Raw genomic sequence first — 13,570 nt, 5'->3', positions numbered from 1 at the left:
GATCACCTTTACCCCATTTCACGGCTTTCAAAATCACCTTTGATGTGTCCATCAATACTCTGGAGTTGGATAATAATACTTGAGATAATCAAACAAGGATTCTTAAACTTCGGTCACGTTATGTGAGAGTATATAGATGATTCGTTAAAAAAATACACGGGCATTATTAAATTCTCATCATGGGAGGTATTGTATACAATTTGATATCGATTGTGAAAAATATTACCCATAATTATAGAAACATTGTTGTAGCTATTTTCACTTCATCCCTCGGAATATCAAATTTAAAAAAGACCATATCTCACCGTATGTTTAATTTGTAATATCAATATCACAGGCAAATTGTATAGATGATTTTTAAATTCAACCCAATTTTTATCACAAAATGCTGTTTTGCTATGTTCGTAGTCAGAGAAAGATTGAAAATTATCCAAAAAGAATAGCCAGGCCAATATAAGGCTTTTATACCGAGATCTGTACTTAGTTTGTCTGAGGACTTGTCGTTAAGGATTTGAGCTAAAAAATGTATTGGTATGTTTTTTGCTTTAACCTAAAATGAGAAAAAGCAATGCTTTGAACCTTGGAGATTTTTGATGCTTTGCTTAACAAAAATCGTGTTTTTATCCCAAAACTGAGACAGATACCCCTAAAGAAGAAGGCAAAATAGATGATATTGAAAAAACAGAAGCTATTACTGGCCATTGTAATGGCGACAATTTTTGGTTTTGTTCTGCCGGCATTTGCCACCCCTATCAGTACCATATTCCATGATTATGGTACTACCACAGGAAAGGTTGATCCCAACGGTAATGATTCACTTCATAAGAATTATGTTAAGATATCTGACAAGAGCAAAGCACGATTTTCGGATGTTTTTGATTTTTCTACACTGGATTTTGATGCAATCACGTCATTTGATCTGACTCTTGATTTTTCAAAGACTGGGTCAACTTTTTGGGGCTTTCCAACCGAAGACTGGAATGTTCGGCCAGCTGAATCTACTTCATCTGCAACTAGTACACTGTTTAATCTGATCAATTCGCAGGCCCGGGTAAAACAAACTATTACGTTCAATACAGGCAATCTTGATATTTTTGAGAATATTGTTGACAACAAATCATTTTATTTGTGGTTTGATGAAGAAACTTGGTTCAACGACAGTTTCAAATTGTATTCAGCAAAACTGGAGATCTATGGTATGCAAACTGCCCCTACTGCCAATCCAGAACCTGCCACCATGATGCTTCTCGGGCTTGGACTTTTGGGAATTGCTGGTGTGAGCAGAAAAAAAGCATATTTTTGAATTTATATGAAACACTCACCAAAGTATTGTCAATGATGGTGTTTCAAAATTTGTTGAGGCCGAAGCCATACCTCGCTCCGGCCGTGCCGGTTATATAAATTCATTTTTGAAGGCAGGGACTCTCATTTGGCCCCTGCTTTTTTTGGGTTTTTCCCACTATGGGGTGATGAAAAAAATTCGGCATTCCTGGGCCATTTGGGCAAGTGGCTGTAGGACCACCCCCCAGCTCGTTGAGTCTGCCCGTATCTTGCCAAGTTTAATCCGGTGGCAATGGCAGAGGTGCCACACCCATTCCCATCTCGAACACGTAAGTTAAGACCTCTAGCGCCGATGGTACTGCAGGGGAGGCCCTGTGGGAGAGTAGGACGCCGCCGGGTTATTTTTATATAAGTCCTGATCATCATTTATGATGGTCAGGACTTTTTTTGTTTTGTGGTCAGGAAGGGAATTGTATGTGGAGGGGAAGGTACATCTCTGGCAACCCCTAATTCTTTTGCAGGCGCTTCACCGCCTGGACCACAGCAGTTACCGCCTGATCAATGTGGTCACTGGTGGTCATGCGCCCGGTGGAAAACCGAAGTGTGCCCTTGGCCCACTGCTCGGGAATCTGCATGGCCTCAAGCACATGGGACAAGGAGACCGTATTGGCATGACAGGCTGCACCGGCTGAGGCAGCCACCTCAAGGCCGATCTCTTCTAAAATCCGGTTGGCTTCAAGATTTTTGAATGACAGGCTCAGGGTGTTGGGAAGCCGGTCTTTGGGTTGGCCGTTCAGCTGGACGTTATCCAATTGGTCTACTATTCCCTGATGCAGCCGATCCCGCATCTGCTTTAAATGCGTCTGGGCCTGGGGCAGGCTTTGGCCGGCAAGTTCACAGGCCTGGCCCAATCCCACAATCCAGGGGACGTTTTCTGTGCCTGCCCTCCATCCCATTTCCTGGCCTGCCCCGTGGCAGAATTTTTCCGGCAAAATGCCCTCTTTGACAAACAAAGCCCCAATCCCTTTGGGGGCATACAGCTTGTGCCCTGCCATGCTGAGCAGGTCAACCCCCAAATCCTGAACATCTGTGGAGATCTTTCCTGTGCTCTGTGCGGCATCCGTGTGCATCACAATGTCTTTTTCATGGGCCAGGCGGGCGATTTCCCGGATCGGCTGGATCGTACCCACCTCGTTATTAGCATGCATCACTGAGATCATGATGGTGTCCGGCCGGATGGCTGCGCAAATGTCATCGACTTGAACCCGGCCGGTTGGGTCCACCTCGACATAGGTTGTTTCAAACCCCTCGGTTTCAAGATAGCGGCAGACTTCCAATATGGCCGGGTGCTCTATGGTGGTGGTGATGATATGCCAGCCTTTTTCTTTTAATGCCCGGGCCATGCCTTTGATGGCATGATTGTTGGATTCAGTGCCGCCTGAGGTGAAAAAAATTTCATGGGGCTTGCAATTCAGAAAACCAGCCACCTGTCTGCGGGCGGCTTCCACAGCCTGCTTGGGTCGGATTCCGTACCAGTGGGAACTGGAGGGATTCCCGAATAGGGTGTCAATAAAAGGGTGCATGGCCTCAATGACCCTGGGATCATTGGGCGTGGTGCCGTTATAATCAAGATAAACCGGATGTATCATAGATCCGTTCCTTCAGAGTTTTGACAGCAGAGGGTGTCATCCCTGAGCCTTGGTGGGCGGTTTGGGACTGCCGACATGAATTGCAGCGTTTTCAAGATCCCTTACAAGGGCGTCAAGATCAAGGCTGTATTTTGCAGCAGCCGTTTCAAGGGGTTCAAACAGGGTATTTTATCTCATCCTTTTAAAAATAGATAATATAATCGATTAACAAATACTTCGAATGAACCAGTATGTATTGTTTTCCATGCTTAAGCTAATTATTGTTGCAGATTGGGTGAAACAGACTCTGTGTGTGGAAAATGGAGCCAATGACCGAATGATGCTTGAGCAGGCGTGCATCGGCATTGCCGTGTTGCAGGAGGAAAGGCTTGAGACATCTTTCCTGATGCCGGCAGAATGGTTATCAGGGATATCCTTGAGGTTCTATGGTTTTTCCAGACTCCGGAACGGTTGATTGCAACATTGAAAACATAAAGGCTTGATTATGTTTTTATCATCCGCTACCTTGAAAAAAAGTGATCACCCAGTTGTAAAACCAATCAGAACAGGGTAAGTCAATGGGAATTGAAAGGAATATTTTTTAATGAAAGATTCTAAAAAAATAAGGCTCACCGAGTCTGTTGCTGGTGCCGGTTGAGCGTCCAAACTTTCTCCGGGGGACCTGGATAAAGCATTGTGCGGGATGGTATTCCCGACAAATGAACATGTCATGGTCGGGCTTGAAAGAGCCGATGATGCCGGTGTCTACAAAGTATCCGATGATCTGGCCCTGATCCAGACCGTTGATTTTTTTACGCCCATTGTGGATGACCCATACTGGTTCGGACAGATTGCAGCCGCTAATGCACTCAGCGATGTCTATGCCATGGGCGGCACTCCGAAAACCGCCATGAACCTGGTAGCGTTTCCGGTCAAAGAAATGGATATATCGGTGCTGCGCCAGATCATCCAGGGGGGAATCGATAAGCTGGTCGAGGCCGAGGTGGTGCTACTCGGCGGTCACAGCATCGAGGACAAGGAATTGAAATACGGGCTGTCCGTTACCGGTTTTGTACACCCCCAAAAGGTGCTGATTAAAGGGAACCTGAATCCGGGGAACCAGCTGATTCTTACCAAACCGCTGGGAACGGGAATTATCAACACCGCCATAAAAGCGGCTATGGCTTCCCAGGCACTCACGGATACGGTCACCCGGCTGATGGCCACACTCAATCGGCAGGCTGCCGATATCATGTCTGGTTTTGATGTCACCGCCTGCACGGATGTGACCGGTTTCGGACTGATCGGACACCTGGCTGAAATGATTCTGGGATCGGGCATGACTGTCCGTCTGTTTTCAAAAAATGTACCTGTAATCCAGGAAGCTCTGACCTTTGCTTCCATGGGGCTGATCCCGGCCGGTGCTTATAAAAACAGAGAGTTCCGTGAAACAATGACCCAGTTTTCCGGAAACGTGGACCAATCTCTCCAGGCTGTTCTGGTGGATCCCCAGACCTCTGGCGGACTGTTGATCAGTGTGAAGGCGTCCCAGGCATCTCAATTGCTTTCAGCCCTAAAGAATGCCGGAATCAGTGATGCGGCTCTGATCGGGGAAGTAATTGACGGGCTGGGAGAAAAAATATTGATTGAATGATAACAACGTCCGTTTTGTCGGCCGAGTTTACAGATTCCCTGTAAGCGGTTGTATACGGGATACTTTTCCAAGCCCGTACGGCCGTCAGTAACATTACCGCTACAATCATTCATTCAGTGTTTTTTTATAAGAAACACCGAAACATCATCAGTGAAGGCGTTTCAAACTTCGTTGTGGCCAGGGCAGATCCCCCGCTCCGGCCGTGCCGGTTTATATGAAACTCTCGTCGGACCGGTAGACGGGAACGGGTATTACCCTCCGCTCATTCTCGCAGCCCGTCCTGGGCTGCTCCGAGGGAAACGGCAGCTCCTTCAACGTCCATGCTGACCGCTGCCGTTTAATCCGCTGCAGGCAATACCCGTTCCCGCCCACCTCTGGTGTCGAGTTTCAAAATTCGTTGTGGCCAGAGCAGATATCATGCTCCGGCCATGCCGGTTCATATAAAGTCCTGACCATCATTTATGATGGTCAGGACTTTTTTTGTTTTGTGGTCAGGATGGGAATTGTATGGGGTGGTGCAACTCTGACAGCTTAATATTTACTATCAATCTTACCAAAGATAATCTCGACCTTTTTTCTTCTGCTAACTCCTGCAAGACTTAAAAGGCCAATTCCAAAAAGCATCATTGTGGCTGGTTCAGGGACTGGGGCGCTTTGAGAACTACCACCGACAGCAATATTATCTAAAGAAAAGCCATCATTAGCACTGTTTCTGAAAAGAATACTGGTGACAAGTTCCGTTGAAATAAAACCGAATGGCTCGGTGGTATTACCAGTGCCGGGTACGGTTAGTAGATCCTTTGTAGAAAGCTCTAAAGTTAACTGTGTGGTATTACCAGCATTCAAGAAGTCGCCAAAAAAGCTATAAACACCGGTATTGAATGCCAAGGTTACTTGTTGTACTCCTTCCACGTACATATCGGCAGCCACATTACCAAAACTATCCGGAAATTTGGGATCAACATTAATCTTATTAGCTGTCGTCAAACTATTAACACTGCTCAGACTGAACTGACCGAAATCAACAGTCGTGTTAGTAAACGTGGTGTCCATGGTATAAGATTCAAAATTCTCAGAATATGCAATGCCACCGGCTTCTGTTTCCCAGGTTGTTCTATCAGTATAGGTAATGACAGAAGCTGATACAGATTCAATAAACACAAAAAATATGCCATATCCTAATAAAAATAATAATTTCATTTTCATTTTCCTCTTTTTTAAAATATTATTTTTGGCTTTTTTTAAATAAGTTAATATGTTTTTGTTCAAATCCTGTGAATAAAGCCTATGTAACTCCCCTATTAAAAATTAATCATGATATAATTAGGGGACCTACACACTTAATAGTTAAAAGCAATCTATATGCCACATGGTGGTATATAGATTGCAAAAAAATATTAAATCCAGAAGTGATTGCTATTATGATATTTTATAGAAAATAAAATTTTTAGAATAGTGAATTGCCAATGAATGGGAAATCATACATTGTGAAAAAAAACTATCACAACGTAGCGCTCTATACCACAATGTGATATTTATTTACACATTTCAAATAATCATTACTGATGAATACTCAAAGCCTTGGATTCACTTAATAGTAGAATGTACAAGAAATGATCCATCATGGTTATGCATTCTATACGTATTAAATCACGATATAACATATTTATTTGATATGATATTTGTCTTTATTGGAATAATTGCGACAAGTTGAATCCGAAGCATTGGGAAAGGAGAGAATTGGGAAGGTGGGAAAGTGATGTCCAAGCGATCCACTGTAGGGAAGGTGAATCCGGGCATAACGTGAATATGGAAGTAATTATGGGAGATACACCGAGGCCACAAACCATATCAACACAAAACTGTAGAATTGTGGAACAGACCACTTATAATGGACCCCATAATTTGAACCAGTTGCTAAGAGACACAACAAGTGCTAAAGCCAGGTTCAAATTTATACCGAAACAGGAGGTCCATGAGAAAGAGTTACAGCGGAAAACTTAAGGCAAAAATGGCAATTGATATGATTCGAGAACAAGAAACCGTGGCTGAATTATCATCCAGATATCAAGTTCATCGCTCAATGCTTACCAAATGGAAAAAAGAGGCAATAGAAGGGTTGCCAGAACTTCTTTCAAAGACAAAAAAGAACAAAAATGATGATGAAAATTTGATTGCAGGCTTATACATGAAGATCGGTCAACTCGAAGTAGAGAATGACTATCTAAAAAAAAAGGTTGAGGCAATTAGTAGCTGATAGAAGGCACCTGATAGATATAACCCACTCAGATATCAGCATTAACCGGCAATGTGAATTGCTGCAAGTTTCAAAAGGAGCCCTTTATTACCAACCAAGGCCAATAGATCCTTACACGCTTTTATTAATGGATCTAATTGACAAACAGCATACAATAACCCCTTTTTATGGGAGCCGAAGGCTAGTGGCCTGGTTGAAGCAGGAAGGACATCCAGTAAATCGCAAGCGGGTTCAAGGACTGATGAAAAAGATGAGGATTGAAGCCATCTATCCCAAGCCCAAATTAACCAGGAGGAATGAAGCACATAAAGTCTATCCATATTTATTGAGGGGTGTAAACATTGCAAGAATCAATCATGTGTGGAGTACAGACATAACTTACATTCGAATTGGTAATGGTTTCGTATACTTAACGGCGGTTATAGACTGGTTCAGCAGATATGTCTTGTCCTGGCGACTCAGTAACACCCTTGAAAACACCTTTTGTGTGGAAGTCCTGGAAGAAGCCTTAAGTATCGCTGAACCTGAGATTTTCAACACAGACCAAGGCTGCCAGTACACAGCGACAAATTTTTTGAAGGTTCTGACAGACCACAAAATCAAGGTCAGTATGGATTCAAAGGGCAGAGCACTCGATAATATTTTTGTGGAGCGCCTTTGGCGAACGGTTAAATATGAAGAGGTTTATTTAAAAAGCTACCAGAGCATGAAAGACGCACAAAGCTCATTAAAAACTTATTTGAATTTTTATAACAAAAAGAGGCTTCACCAGGCATTAGAATACAAGACCCCTGAGTCAATCTATTGTATGGCTAATGAAATGAAATAAAAGGAATTCTATCTGATTAGATTTGGGAGGCCAGCCCCCCAAGCCCCCCGGGATTTAACGCTTAAAGGACCAAAGTATGGAAAGGGCAGTGCGTGGTGTAACCTCACTGCCCCTATACTTCAGTCACCAACTGCGGCGCTCAGGTTGCTTCCCAGCATGGCCTTATCCTCCGAGCTGGCAGGGAAAGATACCAGGGAAAAATAAAAATTTAAAGACTTCTTTTAAAATGGTCAAAGGAGGTCAAAGCTCACGCATAAAAAAGGCATTTGGGTTGGCAAATTAAATTTTAAATGTAGCTTAAAAAAAGGGAGAATCGGTCTTGACATGGGGTCCACTTTAACTTGCAAGGCCAATCGTGCAGAATTAATGCAGAATAACGAGTGGAAAACCACCTTTATTGGTGGGAGAAGTGTCACTATCTACCACACTGATGATAGATCATTTGGTTCATAGTGAAGCTACTTCTATTATCGTCCTATTTCCTCAATTCGATCGAGCACCTCGTTCAACTCTGCAGATGAGAATGAGGCAATGCGCTTGTTTTTGATCGCCGCCTCCAATGCATGATGCTGCACAACTCTCCCCTGCTGCAAGAGCAAAGATAGTTCTGAGGGAAGACCTTCACGGAGCATTCCATAATGAATATTAATTGCTAAATTCGTGAGAGAAGCCAGTTTAGCAGCGGAAATCAAAGAACTTATCAACAAACGTTCGATACCTGTTTCTCCTATCAAAAAAGCGACATCTTCCTCAGTTAATTCTGAAAAAGGAAGTCCCTCCAGTAATGGAATTAACTCTGCGGTAAGTTGTTCATATTCCGGTGGAGCCGGCACCTCTATGTCAATTACTTCTATAGGCTGAGCATTAAAAATTACAGATGATGAAGATAGAACGTTTCCATCCGGTCCCAGTACTCGCACGATCAGATCGGCATTTTCTTTCTCAGCACGTCGGAACTGGACCTGAGTGTAGGAGAGGGTGTATTGCCCCTGACGATTGGAGAAGGTTTCACCTATAAATTGTTCATGGCGCAGATCCCTGTCAAAGACACGAATCAAGGTACCACTCAGTGGGATTACGTTAGCTTTCTGAATTCTGCTGGCCTGATAGATACAACCTTTGACCTGGTACTTTTGATCTTCAGGTTCGGTGGGTTCATCGAGTACTCCCCATTCTTTCAAGAGCAGGTTGACGGCATCGGCGGTCTGTTTGCCCACGACACCGTCGGGTCGAAGCTGCCGCTCTTCTTGTATCGCCCTTACCAGTTTAAAGGTGGTGGTGTCGTAGGTTCTGGTTTGGCGTTCTGATGGCAGTTTCGCCAATAAAGCAGCTCGGGCGCGAGGATTGCCGGGGAATATCGCTTCTCGTTCAAGCATCAGTTTCAGGGCATCTTGGAGGTTGGCTACTTCAATACCCTTATCGCGTTGTTTCAATGGGAAGGTTACCGTTTTCATCGTTTGTTCCCCTTTCCTTAGGCTGTGTGATGGCCATCGGTATGTATTATCCAGTTTGCCGGCTAGCGCCTTTGGGAGGCTACCACATGGCTACATTCCCGCCTGGTTCGATGTCTTTTGGTTTTATGTTTTCCCCAAAGGGAATAAACATCTACACAGGATAAGTAAATCTAAAAATAATACCTTCTTGTTTGGATGTTGTAAAACTCATTTGTCCTCTGAGAATTTTTTCTCCTAAAAAAATCAACCAAGATCTTAATCATCTTGGTCTTATGAACAATGTCTGTATACTATTGCCAACACTTCCATTGTTATCAAAGATAGTGGCGGTTGTCTGGCCGATTCCTTCGTTTCCCATTGTCGTCCGGGCTGCCATGCCGACCCACGGCCCTACGGGCTGGCGATAGAGTCCCACGGTCATGTCAATCGGTACAAATGTCCAGTCACGTATATCAAGCTCTGCACTGACTCCGTTGGCAGAGTCCACCATTAAAATAAGGGCTTCGAGCCCATCTGTTTTACAACCTTCTATTAATGGAATTCTGCTTTTTGTCCATACCGTAGCAGGTCCCGTTTTATCAAAGCCACCTTTAGTAAAACGCCATTCCAACGCTTGAATATATGGGAAATAATCCACTCCAGGGAATAACTTTTGAGTCTGCGGACCGGGAAGCCGGGGTATATCGAAGCTATCTGACACGGGACCGGATATGCCTGATTCCGATTGGATTCGCCATGCATGTGCAAGTAAAAACGTCTTTCCCCCAGATATGTATTCTCCCCTGAGAAGTTCAACCTTTTTGCCGGGGCGCACGACCTCAATTCTGATTTCACAAGGCTCTACCGGAACAGCACTGAAGAACTCAATCGTTATTCTGGCAATTTTCAAATCATCCTGGGATGGAAAAACACGCAAAGCATTTGTTAACAATGCCGAAGGAGGACCGCCATGCTGCAACGCTGATGACCATGGACCGATTGTGGCTTCTGTTGGTTCATACTTTGTTTCATCGGTTTGTCGAAAAAACGAATTTGGAAGATTAAAATCAATCATCAACATTCCTTTATCTGCCGGATCAATTTTTGTTGTCAGTATTTTTTTTCATGCTGTAATCCGCTTAGAATTATCAGGCGGATTAACTTGGGTTAAGTGTAGACCTTAAAGCCTTTGACCACAACAAGAACCATGGCCTCCCTCCCATTAAGGGGCACAGAAACAAATAAATTCCAGAACTTGCTTGTCTTTTAACTTGTCTTTTGTGTTGCTTCAAGGGATAGGTGTTTCAGGAACCAAAACATGATTTACTCTTTCAAGAAAGCAGGATAGGGCCTGCCAATCTTTAAATCCGGCAGGCCCTTCCACATGGGGGAGGGCAATTTGCACCAGGATCATAATTGGGACAAATATACTCCCCGTTGCATAAATCTACAATGGTTAGAGTCGTGTAAAACTGGATGGTCTAAATTTAAACATAATGGCATATATCAAGTTATACGCCATTATGTTTAAGATATATTTATTTTATGCGTTTCATCATTCGTTGTGGCCGGAGCAGATATCACGCTCCGGCCGTGCCGGTTATACAAAGAGTTCTTTTACAAATGCTTTGGCATTGCCCACATCTTCCTGGTTAGGACGGCCTGTCATCTTTTTGACCATATCGGCCCACTGATTATCATCCATATTCAATTTGTTTTGAACTGGCCCATGCATGGCTTCATCCAGAAAACCCTGGCAGTCAAAACAACCCTTGTATTCGATACCTTTTTCCTTGCATGCAGCTTTCATGGGTTCTGTAAAGGCTTCCATATCCTGTTCCGGGTAAGCCGGGGCCATATGGGTAATAAAACCAGCCATCTGTTGACCGGTCGTTGACTTAAGAACAGCTAAACATTCTTTTACCGGGGCTGCGAGACTGCCGGAGTGCAGGGGCGAACCCATGAAGATGCAATCGTATTCGGCGACCATATCAGGGGTGAGTTCGTCAAGTTTTTTCAAGTCGGCATCACTTGCCTTTGCTGCTTCTTCATAGATGGCTTTGGCAATTTTTTCCGTGTTTCCACTCTGGCTGAAATAAGTGACTAATACTTTCATGATCTCTTCTCCTTATAATTGATTAATATGGTGGTATCGTTCAATCTGCTTCGATTCTCATAATATGAATATTTTATAACCCTGTCTGTAGCATCTGCTACATTTTTGAAATTAATTCGTTGTATGCCAATTTCGTCCCCTGAATACGCGCTTTTATTTTCGCAAAGGCGGTATCCCGGCTTGTGGCCACATCATCACTGAAAGGGGAAAACCCACAGTCGTCGGTGGTGCCAAGCTGATCTATGGGAATATATTCTGCCGCCTGCAAAACACGGTCACGTACTGTTTCTGCGGATTCGACCGTTTCATTTACCACATCAATGACGCCCACATATATCCGCTGGTTGGGGCGAAGATGATCTCCTATGATTTTTAATGACGCTTCAGGATTTTTTTCCCCTGCCATCTGCATATAGAAATTACCTGCGTTCAGGGTCAGCAGCATGGGGATCAACTCGCCATAATCAATATCTGCGCTGTGGGTTGAATCATGGTCTCCGCCGGGACAGGTATGGATTCCGATTCTTTGGTGTTCTTTTTCTGAAAAATGGGACAACACCTGGTTGTTGAGATCCAAAAACTGCTGCAACAGCTGTTTTGAAGGATCAAGCTTGACGGCAAGCCGCCCTTCTGTGAAATCGATCTGAACCTGGTACGCACCGTTTTCAAAGCAGCTCCGGATATCCGCAACAGCTTCCTTAACCAGATCCGACAAGAAGTGTTCCCGGGAATAATCGGGAACCCCATCCTCTGGATAGAGAAGGCTCATGGCTGAAACGGAGATAACCGCCTGTTTTACCGGGCGTTTTGCAAATTTTTTAGCCCGGGGCAAATAGGAACCGGCATATACCCCATATTTAAATGGTCCCTTTGTCAGGCGGGGCAACCTGCGTATATGTCCGTCCTCAAAAGGAATAATCATTCCATCCGGAGCAATATTGTCCAGGCCGTCCAGGGTATAGGTGGCAAAACTTGATTTCGCCTGCTCCCCGTCACTGACAACAGGAGATCCTGTGGCTTCAAATCGTGTGATGGTTTCACTGACTGCCTCATCAAACAAAGGCTCAAGTTCTTCAGCCGTTAAATTTCCCTGTTCATGGGATAGCAATGCCTCCTGCAACTCGCGAGGGCGGGGTATACTGCCCACTGGCTCTGTGGGAATTCCCACAAGGATCGGGGTATATGTATCGTTTTGATTCTTCATAGTCAGACCACCCTTTCAAGCGCCTTTGCCAGGCCTTCTTCGTTGATATATCCGATCAGCCATCACACTGGTATCGGCAAAACACTGGTAATTATTTCACCAGTGTTTTAAGCACGTTCACAACATCAGACGGTTCTGCCCGCAACTTATAATCAGCCTCAACAAACGCACAGGCAATGGTTCCATCGGTATCAACAACAAAGGTTGCGGCAAGGGGAAGGTCAAATTGCCCTTTTCCATTATGCTTTTCAACCTTGATGCCAAAGCTTTCATAGATGGAGCGCAGTTCTTCGGAGAGGGTAAAGACAATGCCTATTTCCCTGGCATAATCTGAGTTGGTATCGGTAAGAACTTCAAATTTCAGGCCATGTCTTTCTGAGGTTGTCAGGGATTCATCAGGCAGTTCCGGGGTAATGGCAACAAGCGTTGCTCCCGCATCCTTAATATCCTGAAGAACCGCCTGGTAGGCATGGAGCTCAAGGTTACAATAGGGGCACCATCCGCCCCGGTAAAAGGTTACGACAACAGGCCCTTTTTTTCTCAGCTCAGAAAGGCTTTTGTTTTCACCCAGGTGATTTGACAGTGTAAAATCTTTTAATTTCTCCCCTGTCTTTGGCGCACCTTCTATAATGCCTGATTCACCGAGTTTTTTCAGGTCATCAAACATTGTTTTCTGGATGTCTTCCGGAATCTGGGATTGGCTTTTTGATTTTAATGTGGTTAGTTGTTCTTTAAGGGACATAATATTTACCTTGTAGTTGAATTCGTTTCATTGTTTTGTCAGGTTCTCTATTTTGAACACTCATTCAAATTAAGCAGTTAAAGGCCCTTGTCAATATTATTCTTTGAATGTTTGTTCAAAAAGATTGAGTGATATGATTATCCAATGAAAAGAGTGTTAACGATTAATAACCAATAATTTGCCATCGGCATCTGATGCATCCCCCAAGGGGACGACCACCAGGAGTCTGTCTAAAGTTTCAGGCACAGACAAACCCGCTGTCTCAATGGTGCCGGGACAATTTCTGGCAGCAGTTACAGCTTTTCAACAATCATGGCAGTGGCCCCTCCACCACCGATACAGATTGCTCCCATTCCATCTCTGGCATTCTTTTTTTTCAGAGCCACACACCTTGTATATTTCATCAATTGTAGTCGTTGCTACAAA

Annotated in this window: 12 protein-coding genes and 1 rRNA gene; 6 read left to right on the top strand and 7 right to left on the bottom strand. The window is 44.1% G+C overall.

Features of this window, described 5'->3' with window-relative positions:
• Positions 1 to 667: 667 nt before the first annotated feature.
• Both HRM2_RS17210 and rrf read left to right on the top strand, forming a co-directional pair.
• The gene (locus HRM2_RS17210) at positions 668 to 1,303 is read left to right on the top strand and encodes a PEP-CTERM sorting domain-containing protein (protein WP_041273342.1); all 636 of its coding nucleotides are present in this window, start codon (positions 668 to 670) and stop codon (positions 1,301 to 1,303) included.
• Positions 1,304 to 1,563: 260 nt separating this feature from the next.
• Positions 1,564 to 1,680 (top strand): 5S ribosomal RNA (gene rrf, locus HRM2_RS17205).
• Positions 1,681 to 1,787: 107 nt separating this feature from the next.
• Here the strand turns inward: rrf and HRM2_RS17200 are convergent.
• Positions 1,788 to 2,930: a cysteine desulfurase family protein gene (locus HRM2_RS17200; protein WP_015905310.1), complete on the bottom strand. Its 1,143-nt coding sequence runs from the start codon at positions 2,928 to 2,930 to the stop codon at positions 1,788 to 1,790.
• A 244-nt stretch (positions 2,931 to 3,174) separates the two neighbouring features.
• Between HRM2_RS17200 and HRM2_RS17195 the strand changes: the two genes are divergently transcribed.
• Entirely contained in the window at positions 3,175 to 3,384 is a 210-nt protein-coding gene (locus HRM2_RS17195) for a hypothetical protein (RefSeq protein ID WP_232364066.1), read from the top strand.
• Positions 3,385 to 3,513: 129 nt separating this feature from the next.
• Positions 3,514 to 4,563, top strand: a complete 1,050-nt coding sequence (gene selD, locus HRM2_RS17190) for a selenide, water dikinase SelD (RefSeq protein WP_015905308.1) — start codon at positions 3,514 to 3,516, stop codon at positions 4,561 to 4,563.
• 531 nt (positions 4,564 to 5,094) lie between these two features.
• Here the strand turns inward: selD and HRM2_RS17185 are convergent.
• Positions 5,095 to 5,763: a PEP-CTERM sorting domain-containing protein gene (locus HRM2_RS17185; protein WP_187149272.1), complete on the bottom strand. Its 669-nt coding sequence runs from the start codon at positions 5,761 to 5,763 to the stop codon at positions 5,095 to 5,097.
• A 775-nt stretch (positions 5,764 to 6,538) separates the two neighbouring features.
• Between HRM2_RS17185 and HRM2_RS17180 the strand changes: the two genes are divergently transcribed.
• Positions 6,539 to 6,820 carry a transposase gene (locus tag HRM2_RS17180; protein WP_015903890.1) on the top strand — a complete coding sequence of 94 codons (282 nt, stop codon included), beginning with the start codon at positions 6,539 to 6,541 and terminating at the stop codon, positions 6,818 to 6,820.
• Positions 6,801 to 7,649 (top strand): IS3 family transposase, encoded by an 849-nt coding sequence (locus HRM2_RS17175; protein WP_015903891.1) that lies wholly within the window; start codon positions 6,801 to 6,803, stop codon positions 7,647 to 7,649. Before HRM2_RS17180 ends, HRM2_RS17175 begins: the two co-directional genes overlap by 20 nt.
• Positions 7,650 to 8,116: 467 nt before the next feature.
• Here HRM2_RS17175 and HRM2_RS17170 read toward each other — a convergent pair whose 3' ends face one another.
• From HRM2_RS17170 to HRM2_RS17150, 5 genes are all read right to left on the bottom strand, one after another.
• Positions 8,117 to 9,103 carry a hypothetical protein gene (locus tag HRM2_RS17170; RefSeq protein ID WP_015905306.1) on the bottom strand — a complete coding sequence of 329 codons (987 nt, stop codon included), beginning with the start codon at positions 9,101 to 9,103 and terminating at the stop codon, positions 8,117 to 8,119.
• A gap of 259 nt (positions 9,104 to 9,362) precedes the next feature.
• Positions 9,363 to 10,157, bottom strand: coding sequence for a thioesterase family protein (locus tag HRM2_RS17165; RefSeq protein ID WP_015905305.1), 795 nt, complete (start codon positions 10,155 to 10,157; stop codon positions 9,363 to 9,365).
• 525 nt (positions 10,158 to 10,682) lie between these two features.
• Complete coding sequence (locus tag HRM2_RS17160) at positions 10,683 to 11,198, bottom strand: flavodoxin family protein (protein WP_015905304.1); 516 nt, start codon at positions 11,196 to 11,198, stop codon at positions 10,683 to 10,685.
• Between the two features lie 97 nt (positions 11,199 to 11,295).
• The gene (locus tag HRM2_RS17155) at positions 11,296 to 12,402 is read right to left on the bottom strand and encodes a cobalamin-independent methionine synthase II family protein (RefSeq protein ID WP_015905303.1); all 1,107 of its coding nucleotides are present in this window, start codon (positions 12,400 to 12,402) and stop codon (positions 11,296 to 11,298) included.
• A gap of 91 nt (positions 12,403 to 12,493) precedes the next feature.
• Positions 12,494 to 13,144: a peroxiredoxin-like family protein gene (locus HRM2_RS17150; protein ID WP_015905302.1), complete on the bottom strand. Its 651-nt coding sequence runs from the start codon at positions 13,142 to 13,144 to the stop codon at positions 12,494 to 12,496.
• Positions 13,145 to 13,570: the final 426 nt, after the last annotated feature.

Source organism: Desulforapulum autotrophicum HRM2 (assembly GCF_000020365.1).
GTDB classification, from domain to species: Bacteria; Desulfobacterota; Desulfobacteria; order Desulfobacterales; family Desulfobacteraceae; genus Desulforapulum; species Desulforapulum autotrophicum.
Note: the sequence above shows the minus strand (reverse complement) of the source record. Positions and strands in the feature narration are given on the sequence as shown.

Bases quoted from the DNA above. Each gene is read 5' to 3' on its own strand.
- HRM2_RS17210 (WP_041273342.1), top strand. From the start codon at position 668: ATGATATTGAAAAAACAGAAGCTATTACTGGCCATTGTAATGGCGACA.
- HRM2_RS17200 (WP_015905310.1), bottom strand. From the start codon at position 2,930: ATGATACATCCGGTTTATCTTGATTATAACGGCACCACGCCCAATGAT.
- HRM2_RS17195 (WP_232364066.1), top strand. From the start codon at position 3,175: ATGCTTAAGCTAATTATTGTTGCAGATTGGGTGAAACAGACTCTGTGT.
- HRM2_RS17185 (WP_187149272.1), bottom strand. From the start codon at position 5,763: ATGAAATTATTATTTTTATTAGGATATGGCATATTTTTTGTGTTTATT.
- HRM2_RS17180 (WP_015903890.1), top strand. From the start codon at position 6,539: ATGAGAAAGAGTTACAGCGGAAAACTTAAGGCAAAAATGGCAATTGAT.
- HRM2_RS17170 (WP_015905306.1), bottom strand. From the start codon at position 9,103: ATGAAAACGGTAACCTTCCCATTGAAACAACGCGATAAGGGTATTGAA.
- HRM2_RS17165 (WP_015905305.1), bottom strand. From the start codon at position 10,157: ATGATTGATTTTAATCTTCCAAATTCGTTTTTTCGACAAACCGATGAA.
- HRM2_RS17160 (WP_015905304.1), bottom strand. From the start codon at position 11,198: ATGAAAGTATTAGTCACTTATTTCAGCCAGAGTGGAAACACGGAAAAA.
- HRM2_RS17155 (WP_015905303.1), bottom strand. From the start codon at position 12,402: ATGAAGAATCAAAACGATACATATACCCCGATCCTTGTGGGAATTCCC.
- HRM2_RS17150 (WP_015905302.1), bottom strand. From the start codon at position 13,144: ATGTCCCTTAAAGAACAACTAACCACATTAAAATCAAAAAGCCAATCC.